The following is a 16953-nucleotide window of genomic DNA, read 5'->3' as shown; positions in this document are numbered from 1 at the left end:
CTGCCGTACCGTTCAGCCTGCGGTGGCCGCCAGGCGGCGGGTGGCCAGGTCGGCCAGCAGGGCCGCCTGCCGGGAGAGGACGGCGTCGTCGAAGGCGGCGGACGGCGCGTGGTTCGTCGGGGCGGTCCGCGGGTCGCGGTCCGCGAGGACGGCGCCGAGGAAGAGCATGGCGCCAGGCACCTTCTCCAGGACCAGGGAGAAGTCCTCCGAGCCGTTGATCGGGTTGGGCGCGGGCAGGACCGCCTCCGCGCCGAGGAGTTCGCGCGCGGTGTCCAGGGCGAATCCGGTCTCGTCCGGGGAGTTGACGGTCACCGGGAAGAGCACCTCGTACTCCACCTCGGCCTCCAGGCCGTGGGCCCGTGCGATGCCCTCGACCAGGGCGGGCAGTCCGGTGCGCAGCAGTTCCCGGTTCTGCGCCGAGTAGCTGCGGACGGTGGCGTCGAAGGCCGCGCTCTCCGGGATGATGTTGCTCTTGCTCCCCGCGCTCAGCCGGCCGACCGTGACGACCACGGGGTCGAAGACGTCGAAGGTGCGGGTCACATGGGTCTGCAGGGCGGTGACCATCTCGCAGACCGCCGGCACCGGGTCCTTGGCGCGGTGCGGCGAGGACCCGTGGCCGCCCCGGCCGCGGACGGTCACCCGCAGCTCGTCGCAGGCGCTCATCATGGCGCCCGGCCGGGCGTAGACCGCCCCGCACGGAATCTGGCTCGACGTCACATGGATCGCGTACGCGGCGTCGGGCTTCTTCCCCGCCGCGTCCAGGACGCCCTCGTCGATCATCATGCCGGCGCCGTTGAAGCCCTCCTCCCCCGGCTGGAACATGAACACCACGTCGCCGCTGAGCTGCTCCCGCCGGTCGCACAGCAGCCTGGCCGCACCCACCAGTCCGGCGGTGTGCAGATCGTGTCCGCAGGCGTGCATCCGTCCGTCGATCCGGGAGGCGTAGTCCAGACCGGTGGTCTCCTGAACCGGCAGCGCGTCCATGTCGCCGCGCAGCAGCACCGCCCCGCCCGGGGCGCCGGTACCGCGCAGGACGGCCGTGACGGAGCTGAGCGAACGTCCGGTGCTGATCTCCAACGGCAGTCCGTCCAGTGCGGCCAGCACCTTCTCCTGGGTACGCGGCAGGTGCAGTCCGAGTTCGGGTTCGCGGTGCAGTGCCCGGCGCAGCTCGGCCAGTTCGCCCTGGAGTTCCCGCGCCCGCTCGACCGTCGACATGGTCGTCCTCCGCCTCTCGTCGGTGCCTCCCCCCATCTCAAGCCCGTCGCCGGCAAGTTGCAACACCTGTGCACGGTCCGGCGCGCACCTGACGCACCCGGGGCAGCCCGCGGGTCGGTGACCTGGCGGGGCGTCAGGACGTATCGTGCGGAGCAGTCGAACGCCGTCCGCTCCTGGAGGCCCCGTGACCGCCCTGCCGCCGACCGAGCGCCGCAACCCGGCCACCACCGGGATCGACCTGCTGTCCACCCTCGATCTGCTGCACGCCGTCAACGCGGCCGACGCGGAGGTGCCGGCCGCCGTCGCGCGCGCCCTGCCGGTGCTGGCCCAGGTGGTGGACGCGGCGGTGGCGGCGCTGCACGGCGGCGGCCGGGTGCATTACGTGGGCGCCGGTTCCTCGGGCCGCTACGCCGTACTGGACGCCGCCGAGCTCGCCCCGACCTACGGGCTCGAACCCGGCCGCATCACCGCCCATCTCGCCGGCGGACCGGGTGCGCTGGCCCGGGCCGTGGAGGGCGCCGAGGACAGCGAGGCGGACGGGCGGCGGGCGGTGGCCGGGCTGAAGCCGGTCGACGTGGTCATCGGGCTCGCGGCGAGCGGCCGGACCCCGTACGTGGCGGGCGCGCTGGCGGCCGCCCGGGCGGCCGGGGCGACGGCCGTACTGGTGAGCTGCGATCCGCGGGCGCCGCTCGCCGACCTCGCCGACCTGCACGTGTGCACCGACACCGGCCCCGAGGTGGTGACCGGCTCGACCCGGATGAAGGCCGGCAGCGCGCAGAAGCTGGTGCTGCACAGCTTCTCCACCGCGGTGATGGTCCGACTGGGCCGGACCTGGTCGAACCTGATGACGGAGGTGGCCGCGACCAACGCCAAGCTGGTCGGCCGGAAGCTGACCATCCTGGTCCAGGCCACCGGTGCCGACGCCGAGACCTGTCGCGCCGCGCTGCGGGCCGCGGACGGCGAGTTGAAGCCGGCTCTGGTCCGGCTGCTCACCGGCGCCACCCCGGCGGCCGCCCGAGCCGCGCTGGCCGCGGCCGACGGTGTGGTGCGGACCGCAATCGACCAGCTGCTCTCGTAACCTCCCTGCCACCGAAGGGAATTGATCGGATCCCGGGGCTGCGCAGCCGTCTGCTCGCAGGGCAGGATGTACACGATCATGGCGAGTGAGGCGCGCTGTCGGAAGGGGAGCCGGGGGATGGGTGCCGGCGGCGCGGCAGTGAAGTGTCGGCGCCATGGCGGTGGGTCAACCAGCCGTGAACATTGGATTTCGCCGGCGCAATCTGCCCGGTTCCGGGCGGACCCTCTCCCGGCCCCACCGCGACCTCGGCGCACCCTGCCGGACCTCCTCGGGCGCGGGCGCTGTCATGACGGCGACATCCGGGGACATTGTCGCTTCATGTAACTGGCAAGGGACGCACCCCTTTTGACGGAGCCTCTGCACTCCTACCGTTGAGGTCATCCAGCTGTCAGCGCCGTCCCCGCCGGATCCCCGCGGGGACTCCTCGGCGCACCCTTCGTCCCTGGAGGACCTCCTTGAAATCCCGCCTCAAGCCCCTCATCGGCCTGATCGCCGCACCGCTGCCGATCATCGCGCTCGCCGCCGCGCCGGCCTTCGCGGCGCCCGCCGCGGTCCAGCGGGTCGCCCTGGACGGGAACGTGATACCGGCGGTGAGCCACTCGACCCGGCTCGGTGACGTCGCGGCGGACCAGCGGATAACCGTGGCCGTCAGCCTCAACCAGCGTGACAGGGCGGGCCTTGATGCCTTCCTGGCCCAGGTGACCGACCCGAAGTCGCCCGGCTACCAGCATTATCTGACAGTCGGCCAGTTCGCCCAGCGGTTCGGCGCGGCCCCGGCGACGGTGGCCAAGGTGTCCGCCTACCTGAAGTCCCAGGGCCTGGCGGTCGGCGAGGTCACGGCCAACCACCTCACCCTGGAGGCCACCGGGACCGCCGCACGAGTGCAGCAGGCGTTCGGCACCAGGCTGGCGAACTTCCACGACGGCAGAACCGGCCGCGACTTCTACGCCAACACCGCGCAGCCCGTGCTGCCGGCCGAGATCGCCGCCGCGGTGAGCAACGTCTCCGGGCTCGACAACTACGCGAAGTACCGGCACTTCAGCTCCGGCAAGCTTTTCCCCGAGGCCGCCGGCCACGCCCCGTCCGGGCTGAGCCCGGCCAAGGCCCGCACCGCGTACAACCTCAACTCCGCGATCAGCGCCGGTTACACCGGCAAGGGACAGACGGTCGCGGTGGCGGAGTTCTCCGCCTTCCAGCAGTCGAACATCACCGCCTACGACAAGTACTACGGCCTCACCCCGCCCACCCCGGCCGTGGTCAGCGCCGGCGGCGGCACCACCGACCTGTCCGGCCAGGGCGAGGTCGAGCTGGACATCGAGGTCATCCACGCGCTGGCGCCCGGCGCCGCTGTGAAGGTCTACGAGGCGCCGAACAGCGACGCCGGCGAGGTCGCCCTCTACAGCAAGCTGGTCAGCGACAACGTGCCGGTCATCTCGATCAGTTGGGGCATCTACGAGGCGGGCGAGACGGCGTCCAACCGGGTCGCGGTGGACACCGACTTCAAGGAGGCCGCCGCTCAGGGGCAGTCGGTCTACGCCGCCTCTGGTGACAGCGGCTCCGACGACGCCGGCAACGGCGGCACCTCGGTGGACTTCCCGGCTGCCGATCCGTACGTCACCGGCACCGGAGGCACCACGCTCTCCACCACCTCCTCGGGCGGCTGGAGCCGGGAGACCGCCTGGAGCGGCAGCGGCGGCGGCGTCTCCTCGGTCTTCGCCACCCCGAGTTACCAGACCAAGGTGAACACCGGCGCCAAGCGCGCGGTGCCCGACGTCGCCGCCGTCGCCGACCCCGCCAGTGGCTGGGCCGTCTACACCGGGGGCGGCTGGTACACCTACGGCGGCACCAGCGCGGCCGCTCCCAACTGGGCGGCGTTCACCGCCGTCTACAACAGCGAGGCCAAGGCCAAGTCGAAGCCCGCTTTCGGCTTCGCCAACAGCACCATCTACTCGCTGGCTTCCTCGGCCGGCTACGGCGCTGCCTTCCACGACGTCACCAGCGGCTCCAACGGCGCCTACAGCGCGGCCAAGGGCTACGACAAGGTGACCGGCTGGGGCTCCTACAACGGCGCGGGGTTCCTCAAGGCCAAGCTCGGCTGAGTGGCAGCACCGCGGCGAAGGGGTCGGGCCGGCGCCCGGCCCCTTCGCCGCGTGCAGACGCACCGGCGGGCGCCGGAGCCCGTGTTCGACGCCTCCGGCCGTCAGCGGCCCGCGAGCCGGGCCCGCAGGGCGTCCAGGTCCGACAGGAACCAGAGCTGGCGGCCGCGGTTGCTCTCGCGGACGAAGTCCTCCAACGCGGTACTGACGCTCACGTGCCGGGAGATGTCCCCGATGACGGCGAGCCCGAGCCGGTAGTTGGCGAACTTCTGGACGATGTCGCCCGCGACGCGGGTCCGCAGCCGGAAGAAGTCGTCCGTGAGCCGCTCGACCGGGACTGCGACCCAGGCTGCGCCCTGGTAGGCCCCGTTGCCGATCAGGTCGGTCGCCTCGCGCTCGCCGCTCAGCGGTGCGCCGTCCGGTGCGCAGACCAGGACGGGTGTGCCTTCGAGCTGCTGGAGTATGTCTGCCATGGGGCTGTGTCCCTTCTGTCGTGGGTAGGGGTTCCGGCGCGGTCGCGCCTGTTCCTTGAGCAGGTTTCCCGCCTCGGCAGGAGTGCCGCCTTCGGCTCAGCCGGCGTGGAACGCCGGTCAGCGCGGTTCGTCGACCAGCGCCTCGACGACCTTCAGCAGGTCCGCCACGGTGCCGAGGCCACCCAGTGCGATGATCTTGAGGATCGCTCGCTCCTCGTCATAGACGGTCTCCACCCGCAGGTGGTCACCGCTCTCCCCGCCCCGGCTCTGCGCGGCTGCGATCACCGTGTTGGTCAGGCGGACGGTCTCCTCGGCGCCGATCGCGTCGATCTGCACGATGCCGGACACCTCGGCATGGCGGGTACGGCGGACGGCCGAGGGGGCGGGCACACCGGTGAAGGCCTCCAGGTCCTCGCGGGTGATCCGGTACTGCCGGCCGACCCGGGTCGCCTTCAGGCGCCCCTCCCGCACATAGCCGCGCACCGTTCTGACGTGCAGTCCCAGCAGGTCCGCCACCTGCTCCACCGAGTAGTAGAGCTGCCGCACCACGCCCTCCCAACCACGCTCCACCCGCATCGGGCTCCGCTATTGACCCTAAAAGTACATCACTTATGGATCAACAGGGAATTTTAGGGAGTCCGCTGCTGACAAGCAGACAGCACCTCGACGGCCGCCCCTGCCCGTACGGCCCAGCAGCGGCGGCGGCGCGCCCGCCGCACTGCGCATGGTGCTGGGGGGACGGCACCGAACCGGGAGCAGCGAGGAGCGGGCGACGGGACCTCCGGACCAGCCGCGGGCGACGGGGAAGCGCCGGGTCACCTTCCCGAGCGCGATCACCGTGCTGACACTGCTCACCGTTCCGGTCTTGGCCCTGGCCTTCCTGATCCCGCCCGGGGAGCATCAGCGCAACGCGAGCGACATCCGGATCCGGGGGACGTACCACCGGATCTCGGTCGGACTGCCCGTCACCAGCCGCCTGGAGGACCTGCTCCTCTCCCCCGTCGACGGCCGCTACGGCATCCGCGACCCGCACACCGGCGAGGTCTGCCCGACCTTCGACGGAGCGCTCTACGGCAGTGCGGCGGTCTTCCTGTTCGTGCTCGCCGTGTGTGGGTGCCGACCACCGCCGTCACCGTCGGCGGCGCCTGCCTGGCGAAGGTCCGCTACGACCAGTACCTGCGATTCGCCTGGCCGCTACTGGCACTGCTGTCCGTGCCGATCTGCCTCTTCGTCGGATTCGGCGCGGTCGTCAGCTGATTCCACACCGATTCACCCGTGGGATTGTGACGCGTCACCAGAATGCCGCCACCCCCCACCTCGACCTGGCCACCCGAGGCGCCCGGCGGGCCCGGTTCAAGCGGCCACAATTTCATGGGAATTTCTTTACGAGACTTTTCTGCAACGCAGTTGGGCCAGCTCTGAACGGACTCGCATGTGCGATAACCTCATCGCCCCAGTGCGGTGCGCAAGGTACATCGCCGGAAAAGGGGGAAGAGTGTCAGACGGATATCATGTCCATCCCGACGCCCTCGACGTCTACGCCGGACAGGTGGAGGACGCGGCCGAGCGGGTGTCGCAGATCATGAGCGCGATCGGTTCGATCTCGGTCCCCTCGGACGCCTTCGGCCTGTTGCCCGACGCACAGAACCTGCACTCGGCCTACCAGGAGCACTCCGACGCCGACGTGCAGGACTGCTTGGACCTGGACGGCCTGCTGCGGGAGACCGTCGAGGGGCTGACGGGCGCGAGCGGCAACTACCGCGACGCCGAGTCGGCGACCAGCGGCGCCATGGGCGGGGGTGCCTGATGATCGACCCCGGCGGGCCGGCCGACAGCGGCGGGGCGTACCAGTGGGCGCAACAGCCCGGTCATCTGACGCTGCCGCAGATCCAGGAGGCCAAGAAGCCCGATCGCAGCGGCATCGACGGCGCTCTCGACGACGCCGTGCAGTGGACGCTGGAGCAGACCGGCGCCATCAAGCTGCTCGAAAAGGTCACCGGAGCCCCGGAGCTGCTCACCGAGGCCGCCAAGGACTGGCAGCAGCAGGCGGTCGAGATGCAGAAGGTCGCCGACGACCTGCGGACCGGCGCCCGGCAGCTCTCGGCGAACTGGCACGGGCAGGCCTCGGAGGCCTTCGGCCGGCACATGGGTGAGATCGTCCAGGCGATGGACGGTACCGCCGACGACATGGCCCAGACGGCCGGGATCCTCGGCCAGGCGGCCGCGGAGTGCGCGCTGGCCGAGGAGACGGTGATCCACCTGATCACCGAGCTGATCGACCTGCTGGTCGGCATGCTCGCGACCAGCTTCATCCTCGACCTGTTCACGGCCGGTCTCGCCACCGTGGTGGACGCCCTGGTCAGCGAGGCCGAGGTGGCCGTGTACATCGCGAAGATCGAGAAGGTCTCGGCGGGACTGGCCAAGACCCTGCGCGAGCTGATGGACGCGGTCAAGGAGCTGAAGGCGGCGGAGCGGGCCGGCAAGTCGGTCGAGGAGGTCAAGAAGGCGCGGCAGGCGGTCCGGGCGGCGGCCAAGGTGATCCGGCAGAACGGCAGCATGCTCAAGAACCCCAACGGTCTCAGCTTCCGGGACCGGCTCGCGCACCATGTGGTGGCCGGTCAGCTCGGCGAGCACACCCTGGGCGCGGTGGAGCACGGGCTCGGCATGGAGAACAACTGGAAGGACCCGCTCAAGGAGTTCCTCACCAGTGACACCGGACAGCGCTCGCTGGACCCGCACGGCACCGAGGAGCCCGAGCCGTACCACGTCGACCGCAGCCGCATCGAGGAGGCGTTCGGGTGAGCACCTCCCAGCTCCCGCCCGAGGGGGCCTCGGCCCCGGCACCCGCCGGGGACGCCTGGCTGCACCCCGTCGTGGCGGCCCACCTGCGTCCGGGGGAGACCCTCCTGGCCGCGGCTCCCGGCTATCTCGACGGCCTGCTTCCCGCCCTCCCCCGGGAGTACCTGCCGAACCTCGACCGCGAGGCGGGCGGCCTGGAGCGGGCCTTCGGCTTCCTGGTCTGGCTCTGGCCGCCCACCTGGTTCCAGGCCGCGGCGGAGTGGGTGGAGAACCGGGTCTACCCGGCGATCCGGCGGAAGTTCCACGGCGGCGCCTGGTCCGGTGGCTGGGAGAGCACGGCCGGGCGTCTGCTCGTCTCCTGCTACCTCTCCGGCGACCGGCCGCCCGCCGGACTGAGCACCCGCATCGCCCTGGCGGTGACCAGCCATCGGCTGCTCCTGCTGACCTGCACCCGGGTGCACGACGAACCGTACGACGCCCAGGTGATCGCCGAGCTGCCGCACGGCACGTACCGGCGCCGGGGTGAGCCGCATCCGGCCCGGCAACGCTGCCGGCTGGACCTGGAGTTCGGCGACGGCTCCTGGCTGGCCTTCGAACTGTCCAGACCGGAGCTGGTGCCGCAGCTGGCCGACGTGCTGAGCTGACGGCGACGGGCCGCGGAGCGATGAACACCGTTGTCCGAGCGGCATGATCGCTGCTAGCGTTGATCGCATGAAGCGCGCTGTGAACCTGACGACGACGCCGGACTCGGTCCCGGCGCGCTGATTCGTGTTCCTACCGCGAAGCCCCGGGGCGAGAGCCCCGGGGCTTCGTCGTGTGGATCCCGTGGTCGCCCGCCCCACCCGATCACAGGGAGACCACCACCCATGCACGACCACCGCAAGCTCGGCCGCGAGCTGGACCTCTTCGACACCGACCCGCTGATCGGCTCCGGCCTGCCGTACTGGCTGCCCGCGGGCGCCGCCGTTCGACACAGCCTGGAGGAGTACATCCGCGAGGTGGAACGGCGGGCGGGCTACCGGCACGTGTACTCGCCCGCGCTCGGCAAGCGCGAGCTCTACGAGATCTCGGGACACTGGTCGCACTACAGCGACGACATGTTCCCACCGATGGCCCTGGGCGGTGAGCAGATGGTGCTGCGCCCGAGCCTGTGTCCGCACCATGCGCTGATCTTCCGCTCCCGGGCTCACAGCTACCGCGAACTCCCACTCAGGATGGCCGAGTTGGGCGGCATGTACCGCTCGGAGCTGTCCGGGGTGCTGGGCGGGCTGACCCGGGTGCGGGCGATCCAGCTCAACGACGCGCACGTCTTCTGCACCATCGACAAGGTCGCCGACGAGGTGCGGGCGGCCCTGGAGCTGATCCGGCGGGCCTACCGGGCGCTGGGGATCACCCCGGCGCGGATCCGGCTGTCGCTGCCGGGTGAGGGTGGGAAGTACGTCGCCGCGCCCCAGCTGTGGGAGCGCTCGACCGCGCTGCTCACCGAGGTGCTGGAGAGTTCGGGGCTGGAGTACGAAGCGGTGGCGGGCGAGGCGGCCTTCTACGGCCCGAAGATCGACGTGCAGATCGCGGACGGGGCCGGCCGGGAGGCGACCCTGTCCACCGTTCAGGTCGACTTCCACCAGCCGGAGCAGTTCGACCTCGGCTACATCGGCCCGGACGGCTCGCGGCACCGCCCGGTGATGGTCCATCGAGCGATCATCGGCAGCGTCGAGCGGGCCGTCGCCCACCTGATCGAGCAGCACGGCGGCGCCTTCCCGGCCTGGCTGGCACCGGTCCAGGTGGTGGCGCTCCCGGTGTCGGAGGAGGAGGCCCCGGCGGCCGCGGCCTTCGTGGAGCGCTGCCTGGAGCGGGGACTGCGCGCCGAGTCGGCCGGCCCGGCGCAGGGAAGCCTGGGCGCCCGGATCCGTGCCGCCCGGCTCGTCCCGTACCAGGCCGTCATCGGCGCCCGCGAGGCCGCCGTCGACGAGATCGCGCTGCGTCTGCGGGACGGCCGCAGGATCGATCCGCGACCGACCGGTGAAGTCCTGTCGCACATCGGCGAGTTGGTCTCGGGACACCGCACCGACCTCTGGTGACGTGGAGGCTCACGACCGCTTTCCTGACACACCGCTCCAAGGCCCGGGCAGCCCGGGTGGACGTACGGCTCCGCGGAGAGCGGTCGGCTCCGGACGGGCGGCGAGCCGTGTCCGGCCGGGCCCGGGCCGGTGCCGGATGAGAGTCTGGGAACGGAGGTGATCGGTGACCATGTCCGGAGCACCCGAGCGCGCGGCCGGGCCCGGGCCGCGGGGCAACCGCCGGACCGGGGCGAGCGCGCTCACCGGACCACTGCCCAGGCACGGAGCGATCCGGATCGCGGTCCACCGGATCTGGCGCCACGGGCGCGAGATGGAGCTGATGCACCGGGCGATGGGCTTCGCGGCCCTCGGCTTCGTCACCCTCGTCCCGCTGCTGATCGTGGTCGCCGCCGCCTCCCCCGTGCACGGAGCCGGGTTCGCCGGCTGGGTGGTGGACGGGCTCGGACTCTCCGGCCGCTCCGCACAGGAGGTCCGGGACCTGTTCTCCTCCCCGACCCAGGCGCTCAGCACCACCACCGCGCTCAGCCTCGCGGTCGCCAGCGTCTTCGGCATCTCCTTCATGGCGGCCGTGCAGACCGGCTACGAACGTGTCTGGCGGCTGCCCCCGGCCGCCTGGCACGCCGTCTGGCGGCAGGCGATCGGGCTCGCCGGGCTGGTCGGCTTCCTGCTGGTCGCCTCCTGGGCCGGCGTGCCCTGGCAGTCCAGCCCGGCCCAGCCCGCGCTCCGCCTGGCGACCGCGCTCGGCGGCGGTCTGCTGTTCTTCTGGTGGACCAAGTGGCTGCTGCTCGGCGGCCGGGTGCCGTGGCGGGCGCTCTTCCCCGGCTCCGCGCTGACGGTACTGGCCCTGGTCGGACTGCGGTTCTTCTCCGAGCTGGTCTTCCGCCCGCTGATCATCTCCAACGCGCTCTCCTACGGCGTGATCGGCACGGTGCTGGTGGTGCAGTCCTGGCTGGTCGGGGTGGGCTTCACGGTCTTCGCGGGCGCCCTGGCCGGCCACGCCCTCTGGGAGCACCAGCAGCACCGGAAGGAGCAGACCGAGCCGGCGGAGTGAGACGGCGACTGCCGGGCGGGGTGGACGCCCTCCGGTGGCGCCCGCAGACTGCTGCGATGGAACGATCGTTGGAGCCAGGTCCCGTCCTGGGCCCGGCCGGGAAGCCGACGGCCGGGCAGTGGGCTGACGAGCAGCCCGCACGGCACTCGGTGGCGGAACGGACACGCGAGACCCGAGGCCCCGGGCCGGGCGGGGCGCGGAATCTCGCGGTCCCACTGCACGTACTGGAGGTACCGGCCCCGCAGGTACCTCCGTTCGCGATCGGATCATTCGACTCGATCGGCCCGATGTCACGGGCGGCCTTTCCGCACCGGCACTCCTTCTACGAGATCGTCTACATCGCCGACGGCTCCGGCTGCCATGTGGTGGACCTGGCCCGCAGACCGCTGCGCCCACCGCACCTGTGCGTGATCACCCCCGGCCAGGTCCACCACTGGGAGGACGCCGACGACGTCAACGGCTGGGTGGTGCTCTTCAACGAGGAGTTCCTGCTGGCCCACCCCGAGGACGGTGCGGCGCTGCGCGAGCTGAGCAGCCGCCCGTGGCTGAGTCTGGACGAGGGGGCGGCGCGACGGTTCGGCGACTTGATCGAGGCGATGGCCCGGGAGTACCGCGCGGCCGAGATGGGGTACGCCGGAGTGCTGCGCTCGCAGTTGCACGTGCTGTCGGTGTGGGCGCTGCGGGCGGCAGCCGGTGCGGGCGACGCCCCAGCGGCCGAGGACCGGGTCGGCGGACGACCGGCCGAGCTGGTGGCCGAGTTCACCCGCCTGATCGCCCGACCGGGGCAGGCGGAGCGCTCGGTGCGCTCGTACGCACGGGAGTTGGGCATCTCGGCCGGCTACCTGAGCGAGATCGTGAAGTCGGCGCTGGGCCTGACCCCGGGCAGCCTGATCCGGCGCAGCCAAACGCTCGATGCACAACGGCTACTCCTGCGAACGGATCTGACGGTACGACAGATAGCCAAGGAGGCGGGTTTCGCCGATCCCGCGTACTTCTGCCGGTTCTTCCGCCGCGAGACCGGCCTCTCCCCGGGCGAGTACCGCAGCCGGGGTGGAGGAAACCACCATGATCCCCGAATCGAGTCCATCGTCACCGCATCCGGTACGGCGTAGGTTTGATGGCAGTGATCCCCGACGGCCCACCGGTGTGCCGCACGGTGTCCGGCCCGGCGTGCTCGATCGCCCACCCCCACATCTCACAGGTGATCGTCCTGCCCAGGACACCGTGCGGCGCCCTGGCCGGCTCCCCCACGCCCGGGCCGGCTTCTCGCGGGTCAGCGCACGGTGAGCTCACCGTGGGCCACGTGGCCGACGGCCAACGCCGTGACCACGACGGTACCCAGGAGCAGCGACCAGGCCACCCCGTGGTGCGATTGGAACCCGGCGCCGAGGAAGGCGCCGAGCCCCATCGCGACCGCCGCCCCGGCCCGGCGCCCGGAACGCGGGCCCGTGCCGCCGGCCGGCCGCGAGTCGGCGGCCAGGCCGGTCAGCGTCATGGTGAGCACGGTGGTGGTCAGGTCGGCGACGGCCGCCCTGCGCACCGAGGCGTTGCGGAAGCCCATGGCCACCGCGAGCACGGCGATCACCGCGTAGCGGCCCGCCTCACCCGAGGCCAGCGCCGCGACGGCGGCGGCCAGGCCGGTCAGCACCGCCTCCGCCGCCAGCGCTCCGCCGAACCACCGGTGCGTCGGACGGGAGTTCATCGCCACCGCGAACCGTCCGCCCGCCACGGCGCCCGCGAGAAACCCGGCCAGCGAGGTCAGCGAGGCCGCGGCCGAGAACCCCGGCGCACCCGCCGCCGCGAAGCCGACCAGGACCACGTTGCCGGTCATGTTGGCCGTGAAGACCCTGCCCAGTCCGAGGAAGCTGACCGCGTCGAGGAAGCCGCTGACCACGGTCAGAACCATCAGGACGGCCGGCAGCGACTCCCCGGCACCGGTCGGCTTTCCGCTCATCCCGCCATGTTCTCAGCGCGGCTTGCGAGTTGGGGGCGGCGCGCCTGACGCGTCGACGACAGTCCGATCGGCCGGGCGGTGGTCGAGGGCACCGCCCGGCCGATCAGGTGCCCGGGGTCAGAACCGCACCGGGAGGGCCAGCAGCCCGCGGGCCCGGATCGAGGGCCGCCGGCGCAGGGTGTCGCGCGGGACGTCCAGGGCCAGATCGGGGAAGCGCCGCAGCAGGGTGGCGATGGCGATGCCGGTCTCCATCCGCGCCAGGGGCGCGCCGACGCAGTAGTGGATCCCGTGACCGAGGGAGAGGTGGGTGCTCTCCCGGCGCCGGAGGTCGAGGCGGTCGGGCCGCTCGTAGCGGTCCGGGTCGTGGTTGGCTGAGCCGAGGGAGAGCAGAACGGTCTCCCCGGCGGGGATCGTGACCTCACCGGCGGTGAGGTCCTCCAGCGGGAACCGGCGGATCGCCAGCGGCGCGGGGGTGTCGTAGCGGGTGAGCTCCTCGACGGCGGCGGGGAGCAGCGCGGGGTAAGCAGGTCTTTGACGTCCTGCTACCTGGTGACCAGCCAGAACGGCAGTCGGTCGGGGCCGGTGATCCGCTGCACGGGAGCGGTCGCGCGGAGTGCGGCGTAGCCGCCGTACAGGTCCTGGAGCAGCTCGGTCACGCCGACGGTGGCCGGTGCGGGCTCGGGAAGAGTGGTCGCCATGAGGGGCGGCCTAGGGGCTGCGGCGCGACGCCCGGCATCGGCTCCGGGACCTCCCCGCGCCAGTCGTATCTCAAATATGAGATATGGTCTGCTGCGTGACCGACGACTACCTCATGCGTATCGGCAAGCTCATCCGTGATGCCCGTCAGCACCGAGGCCTGACTCAGGCCCAGCTCGGCGAGGCCCTGGGAACCAGTCAGAGTGCGGTGAACCGGATCGAGCAGGGCAAGCAGAACCTCAGTCTGGAGATGATCGCCCGCATCGGCGAGGCCCTGGACAGTGAAATCGTCTCGCTCGGCTACGCGGGTCCGATGCACCTGCGGGTGGCCGGCGGCACCCGGCTGTCGGGCTCCATCGATGTCCGCACCAGCAAGAACGCCTGCGTCGCGCTGCTCTGTGCCTCACTGCTGACCACCGGTCGGACCACCCTCCGGGAGGTCGCCAGGATCGAGGAGGTCTATCGCATCCTTGACGTCCTCACCAGCATCGGCGTCAAGGTCCGCTGGCTGAACGACGGACGCGATCTGGAACTGACCCCGCCCGCTGAGCTGAACCTGGCGGCCATGGACGTCGCGGCCGCCCGGCGGACCCGCAGCGTGCTGATGTTCCTCGGTCCGCTGATGCACCGCGCCGACCACTTCGAGATCCCGTACGCCGGCGGCTGCGAGCTCGGCACCCGTACGGTCGAGCCGCACCTGACCGCGCTGCGCCGCTTCGGCCTGGAGGTGGCCACCACCGGCGGCAGCTACCACGCCAGCGTCTCGCCCGCGGTCTCGCCGGACCGGCCGATCGTGCTGACCGAGCGCGGCGACACCGTGACCGAGAACGCCCTGCTGGCCGCCGCCCGGCACGACGGGGTGAGCGTGATCCGCAACGCCAGCCCGAACTACATGGTCCAGGACCTGTGCTTCTTCCTGGAGCGGCTGGGCGTGCGGATCGAGGGCATCGGCACCACCACCCTCACCGTGCACGGCAAGCCGGAGATCACCTGCGACGTCGACTACGCGCCCGCCGAGGACCCGGTCGAGGCGATGAGCCTGCTGGCCGCCGCCGTGGTCACCTCCTCCGAGCTGACGATCCGCCGGGTGCCGGTCGAGTTCCTGGAGATCGAGCTCGCCGTGCTGGAGCAGATGGGCCTGGACTACGACCGCAGCTCCGAGTACCCGGCGCTCAACGGCCGCACCCGGCTGACGGATCTGACCGTGCGCCCCTGCAAGCTCACCGCACCGATCGACAAGATCCACCCGATGCCCTTTCCGGGCATCAACATCGACAACATCCCGTTCTTCGCAGTGATCGCCGCTGCCGCCCACGGCACCACGCTGATCCACGACTGGGTCTACGAGAACCGCGCCATCTACCTCACCGAGCTGGGCCGCCTCGGCGCCGACGTCAAGCTGCTGGACCCGCACCGGCTGCTCGTCCAGGGGCCCACCCGCTGGCGGGCGGCCGAGATGATGTGCCCGCCCGCGCTGCGCCCGGCGGTGGTGATCCTGCTGGCGATGCTGGCGGCTGAGGGCACCTCCGTACTGCGCAACGTGTACGTCATCAACCGCGGCTACGAGGACCTGGCCGAGCGACTGAACTCGGTCGGCGCCAAGATCGAGACCTTCCGCGACATCTGAGCCCGCACATCCCCGACCCCGGAGCACCTGGAGCCGGGGGCATCGGGAGCCTGGACGCCCACCGGGGATGCCGGAGCCCATGAGTTGTTGGAGCCCGAGGCATCGGCGACTGCGGATCAGAGCACCTCGGTACGTAATTCCGGGAATCGGCACATCGGCCTTCGCACCCGAATCAATCCGGGCGCGAAGGCCGACGGCCGTCCAGTGATGCGGGGAGTCGATGTCAGTCCCCGGTGTTGGTGGCCCAGACCGGACGGTTGTTGTGGTCGTAGACGACCACGTTGCCGTCGTCCTGCACGGCCACGTAGGCGCCCCGGTGCCAGGTGTTGGAGGCCCAGAGCGGGTGGCCGTTCCGGTCGTAGAGCACGAAGTTACCGTCCTCCTGCATCACCGCGGCGTTGCCGTTCGGCCAGGCCCCGGGAGCCTGCCAGGCCGGCCGGCCGTCCTTGTAGAGCACGAAGTTGCCGTCCTCCTGGACCCGGAGCACCGTCCGGCCGTTCCCGGAAGTCCACGCCTGGTTCTTGTTCAGCGTGGCCGGCGGGTAGAAGTGGGAATCGCTCCTGACGCTCTTGACCTCCCGTACGCCGTGGCCGGTCGCGGCAGGCGCGGAAGCGTACGCGCTACCGGCCAGCACGCCGCCGACGGTGAGCGCAGTGGTTGCGAGCGCGACGGAGAAGTAATTCCGGAACTTGGACACCGTGTTTCCTTCCATGAGAAGCAGGGCGGGACAATTAAATATCCGCACTGATCGACAATGCAATACCTTTCTCGAATCCCAGAAATAGTCTTATTTACATTCGCAAGTGGGTGTGCGATCGACCTGTTATTGGAATGGGTTCGCCCGCGCGCCCGGCCGACCGCTACGCTGACCCGCGATGAGACGCAAGACCAAGGCGCCGCCCGCCCCTCTGCCGCAACGACTGGGCATCGACCCGGTCCGCCTCCGCCTGCCCGTGGACCGCAAGTGGGCCACGGTGCGCGACCACCTGGTCGACCGGCTGCCGGTACCGGCGTCGGTGATCGACGCCATGCTCGGCGAGGGCGCCGTGGTCGGGACGGGCGGACCGATCGCACCCGACGCTCCGTACGCGCCGGGTGCCTTCCTCTGGTACCACCGCGACTTCCCCGACGAGGTCCCGGTGCCGTTCCCGATCACGGTGCTGCACCGCGACGAGAACCTGGTGGTCGCGGACAAGCCGCACTTCATGGCGATGTCGCCGCGCGGACAGCACATCACCCAGAGCGCGCTCGCCCGGCTGCGCCGGGAGCTCGACCTGCCCACGCTAAGCCCGGCGCACCGGCTCGACCGGCTGACCGCGGGCCTCGCCATGTTCGTCATCCGGCCCGAGCACCGGGCCGCGTACCAGGGGCTGTTCCAGGAGCGGCAGGTGCGCAAGGAGTACGAGGCGGTCGCGCCCTACGATCCGGCGCTCGACCTGCCGCGCACGGTGAGCAGCCGGATCGTCAAGGAGCACGGCGTCCTCACCGCCCAGGAGGTCCCCGGCCCGCCCAACAGCGAGAGCCGGATCGAACTGGCCGAGACCCGGGGTGCGCTGGGCCGCTACCGCCTCACCCCGGTGACCGGCCGGACTCATCAGCTACGGGTGCACATGTGCGGCCTGGGCGTGCCGATCCTGTCCGACCCGCTCTACCCGGAGATCCTCCCGGACACAGCCCTGGACGACTTCCGCTCCCCGCTGCAACTGCTGGCCAGGTCTCTGGAGTTCACCGACCCGGTCACCGGGGAGCAGCACAGGTTCCGCAGCCGGCGCGCCCTGGAGAGCTGGCCCGCCCCTTCCGGGGGTCCGGCCGACCGGGTGGCCGCCTGAGCGGGCCGTACGGGCGTCGACAGCCGCTCCGGGTCCCCGGCTGACGCATCGGGCGCC

At 71.4% G+C, this 16953-nt stretch carries 17 protein-coding genes and 1 pseudogene; 11 read left to right on the top strand and 7 right to left on the bottom strand.

What is annotated here, in order from left to right:
* Nucleotides 1-12: 12 nt before the first annotated feature.
* A complete protein-coding gene (locus ABD369_RS20640; protein WP_344637944.1) occupies nucleotides 13-1215 on the bottom strand; it encodes a M20 metallopeptidase family protein in 1203 nt (400 codons plus the stop codon).
* A 184-nt stretch (nucleotides 1216-1399) separates the two neighbouring features.
* On the opposite strand from ABD369_RS20640, the gene ABD369_RS20635 reads away from it, so the two are divergent.
* Both ABD369_RS20635 and ABD369_RS20630 read left to right on the top strand, forming a co-directional pair.
* Nucleotides 1400-2293: an N-acetylmuramic acid 6-phosphate etherase gene (locus ABD369_RS20635; RefSeq protein WP_344637943.1), complete on the top strand. Its 894-nt coding sequence runs from the start codon at nucleotides 1400-1402 to the stop codon at nucleotides 2291-2293.
* 455 nt (nucleotides 2294-2748) lie between these two features.
* On the top strand, nucleotides 2749-4392 hold the full coding sequence (locus tag ABD369_RS20630) for a S53 family peptidase (protein ID WP_344637942.1): 1644 nt from the start codon (nucleotides 2749-2751) through the stop codon (nucleotides 4390-4392).
* Nucleotides 4393-4493: 101 nt separating this feature from the next.
* Here ABD369_RS20630 and ABD369_RS20625 read toward each other — a convergent pair whose 3' ends face one another.
* Together ABD369_RS20625 and ABD369_RS20620 are read right to left on the bottom strand one after the other, a co-directional pair.
* Nucleotides 4494-4862 (bottom strand): DUF4180 domain-containing protein, encoded by a 369-nt coding sequence (locus tag ABD369_RS20625; protein ID WP_344637941.1) that lies wholly within the window; start codon nucleotides 4860-4862, stop codon nucleotides 4494-4496.
* Between the two features lie 117 nt (nucleotides 4863-4979).
* Nucleotides 4980-5438 carry a helix-turn-helix domain-containing protein gene (locus ABD369_RS20620; protein WP_344637940.1) on the bottom strand — a complete coding sequence of 153 codons (459 nt, stop codon included), beginning with the start codon at nucleotides 5436-5438 and terminating at the stop codon, nucleotides 4980-4982.
* A 537-nt stretch (nucleotides 5439-5975) separates the two neighbouring features.
* On the opposite strand from ABD369_RS20620, the gene ABD369_RS20615 reads away from it, so the two are divergent.
* The 7 genes from ABD369_RS20615 (at nucleotide 5976) to ABD369_RS20585 (ending at nucleotide 11902) form a co-directional block, all read left to right on the top strand.
* Entirely contained in the window at nucleotides 5976-6119 is a 144-nt protein-coding gene (locus ABD369_RS20615; protein ID WP_344637939.1) for a hypothetical protein, read from the top strand.
* A 238-nt stretch (nucleotides 6120-6357) separates the two neighbouring features.
* Entirely contained in the window at nucleotides 6358-6669 is a 312-nt protein-coding gene (locus ABD369_RS20610; protein WP_344637938.1) for a type VII secretion target, read from the top strand.
* On the top strand, nucleotides 6669-7664 hold the full coding sequence (locus ABD369_RS20605) for a WXG100 family type VII secretion target (RefSeq protein WP_344637937.1): 996 nt from the start codon (nucleotides 6669-6671) through the stop codon (nucleotides 7662-7664). The genes ABD369_RS20610 and ABD369_RS20605 overlap by 1 nt, the downstream gene beginning before the upstream one ends.
* A complete protein-coding gene (locus ABD369_RS20600) occupies nucleotides 7661-8305 on the top strand; it encodes a hypothetical protein (protein ID WP_344637936.1) in 645 nt (214 codons plus the stop codon). The genes ABD369_RS20605 and ABD369_RS20600 overlap by 4 nt, the downstream gene beginning before the upstream one ends.
* Nucleotides 8306-8527: 222 nt before the next feature.
* On the top strand, nucleotides 8528-9739 hold the full coding sequence (gene thrS / locus ABD369_RS20595; protein ID WP_344637935.1) for a threonine--tRNA ligase: 1212 nt from the start codon (nucleotides 8528-8530) through the stop codon (nucleotides 9737-9739).
* A gap of 169 nt (nucleotides 9740-9908) precedes the next feature.
* Nucleotides 9909-10790, top strand: coding sequence for a ribonuclease BN (locus tag ABD369_RS20590; protein WP_344637934.1), 882 nt, complete (start codon nucleotides 9909-9911; stop codon nucleotides 10788-10790).
* A 56-nt stretch (nucleotides 10791-10846) separates the two neighbouring features.
* Nucleotides 10847-11902: a helix-turn-helix domain-containing protein gene (locus ABD369_RS20585; RefSeq protein WP_344637933.1), complete on the top strand. Its 1056-nt coding sequence runs from the start codon at nucleotides 10847-10849 to the stop codon at nucleotides 11900-11902.
* 161 nt (nucleotides 11903-12063) lie between these two features.
* Here ABD369_RS20585 and ABD369_RS20580 read toward each other — a convergent pair whose 3' ends face one another.
* The 3 genes and pseudogenes from ABD369_RS20580 to ABD369_RS20570 all read right to left on the bottom strand — a co-directional run bounded on the left by ABD369_RS20580 (nucleotide 12064) and on the right by ABD369_RS20570 (nucleotide 13442).
* Nucleotides 12064-12744: a YoaK family protein gene (locus ABD369_RS20580; RefSeq protein ID WP_344637932.1), complete on the bottom strand. Its 681-nt coding sequence runs from the start codon at nucleotides 12742-12744 to the stop codon at nucleotides 12064-12066.
* 117 nt (nucleotides 12745-12861) lie between these two features.
* A pseudogene (locus tag ABD369_RS20575) lies at nucleotides 12862-13269 on the bottom strand (cytochrome P450); the annotation flags it as partial.
* Between the two features lie 17 nt (nucleotides 13270-13286).
* Complete coding sequence (locus ABD369_RS20570; RefSeq protein WP_344637931.1) at nucleotides 13287-13442, bottom strand: hypothetical protein; 156 nt, start codon at nucleotides 13440-13442, stop codon at nucleotides 13287-13289.
* 95 nt (nucleotides 13443-13537) lie between these two features.
* Between ABD369_RS20570 and ABD369_RS20565 the strand changes: the two genes are divergently transcribed.
* Nucleotides 13538-15067: a helix-turn-helix domain-containing protein gene (locus ABD369_RS20565; protein ID WP_344637930.1), complete on the top strand. Its 1530-nt coding sequence runs from the start codon at nucleotides 13538-13540 to the stop codon at nucleotides 15065-15067.
* Nucleotides 15068-15290: 223 nt separating this feature from the next.
* Here the strand turns inward: ABD369_RS20565 and ABD369_RS20560 are convergent, their stop codons facing one another.
* The gene (locus tag ABD369_RS20560; protein ID WP_344637929.1) at nucleotides 15291-15764 is read right to left on the bottom strand and encodes a hypothetical protein; all 474 of its coding nucleotides are present in this window, start codon (nucleotides 15762-15764) and stop codon (nucleotides 15291-15293) included.
* A 178-nt stretch (nucleotides 15765-15942) separates the two neighbouring features.
* Here ABD369_RS20560 and ABD369_RS20555 point away from each other — a divergent pair, with 178 nt between their 5' ends.
* Complete coding sequence (locus tag ABD369_RS20555; protein ID WP_344637928.1) at nucleotides 15943-16896, top strand: pseudouridine synthase; 954 nt, start codon at nucleotides 15943-15945, stop codon at nucleotides 16894-16896.
* The last annotated feature ends 57 nt before the right edge of the window (nucleotides 16897-16953 follow it).

Source organism: Kitasatospora cystarginea, from assembly GCF_039533515.1.
GTDB classification, from domain to species: domain Bacteria; phylum Actinomycetota; class Actinomycetes; order Streptomycetales; family Streptomycetaceae; genus Kitasatospora; species Kitasatospora cystarginea.
Note: the sequence above shows the minus strand (reverse complement) of the source record. Positions and strands in the feature narration are given on the sequence as shown.

Bases quoted from the DNA above. Each gene is read 5' to 3' on its own strand.
- ABD369_RS20640 (WP_344637944.1), bottom strand. From the start codon at position 1,215: ATGTCGACGGTCGAGCGGGCGCGGGAACTCCAGGGCGAACTGGCCGAG.
- ABD369_RS20625 (WP_344637941.1), bottom strand. From the start codon at position 4,862: ATGGCAGACATACTCCAGCAGCTCGAAGGCACACCCGTCCTGGTCTGC.
- ABD369_RS20620 (WP_344637940.1), bottom strand. From the start codon at position 5,438: ATGCGGGTGGAGCGTGGTTGGGAGGGCGTGGTGCGGCAGCTCTACTAC.
- ABD369_RS20605 (WP_344637937.1), top strand. From the start codon at position 6,669: ATGATCGACCCCGGCGGGCCGGCCGACAGCGGCGGGGCGTACCAGTGG.
- thrS (WP_344637935.1), top strand. From the start codon at position 8,528: ATGCACGACCACCGCAAGCTCGGCCGCGAGCTGGACCTCTTCGACACC.
- ABD369_RS20590 (WP_344637934.1), top strand. From the start codon at position 9,909: ATGTCCGGAGCACCCGAGCGCGCGGCCGGGCCCGGGCCGCGGGGCAAC.
- ABD369_RS20585 (WP_344637933.1), top strand. From the start codon at position 10,847: ATGGAACGATCGTTGGAGCCAGGTCCCGTCCTGGGCCCGGCCGGGAAG.
- ABD369_RS20580 (WP_344637932.1), bottom strand. From the start codon at position 12,744: ATGAGCGGAAAGCCGACCGGTGCCGGGGAGTCGCTGCCGGCCGTCCTG.
- ABD369_RS20570 (WP_344637931.1), bottom strand. From the start codon at position 13,442: ATGGCGACCACTCTTCCCGAGCCCGCACCGGCCACCGTCGGCGTGACC.
- ABD369_RS20555 (WP_344637928.1), top strand. From the start codon at position 15,943: ATGAGACGCAAGACCAAGGCGCCGCCCGCCCCTCTGCCGCAACGACTG.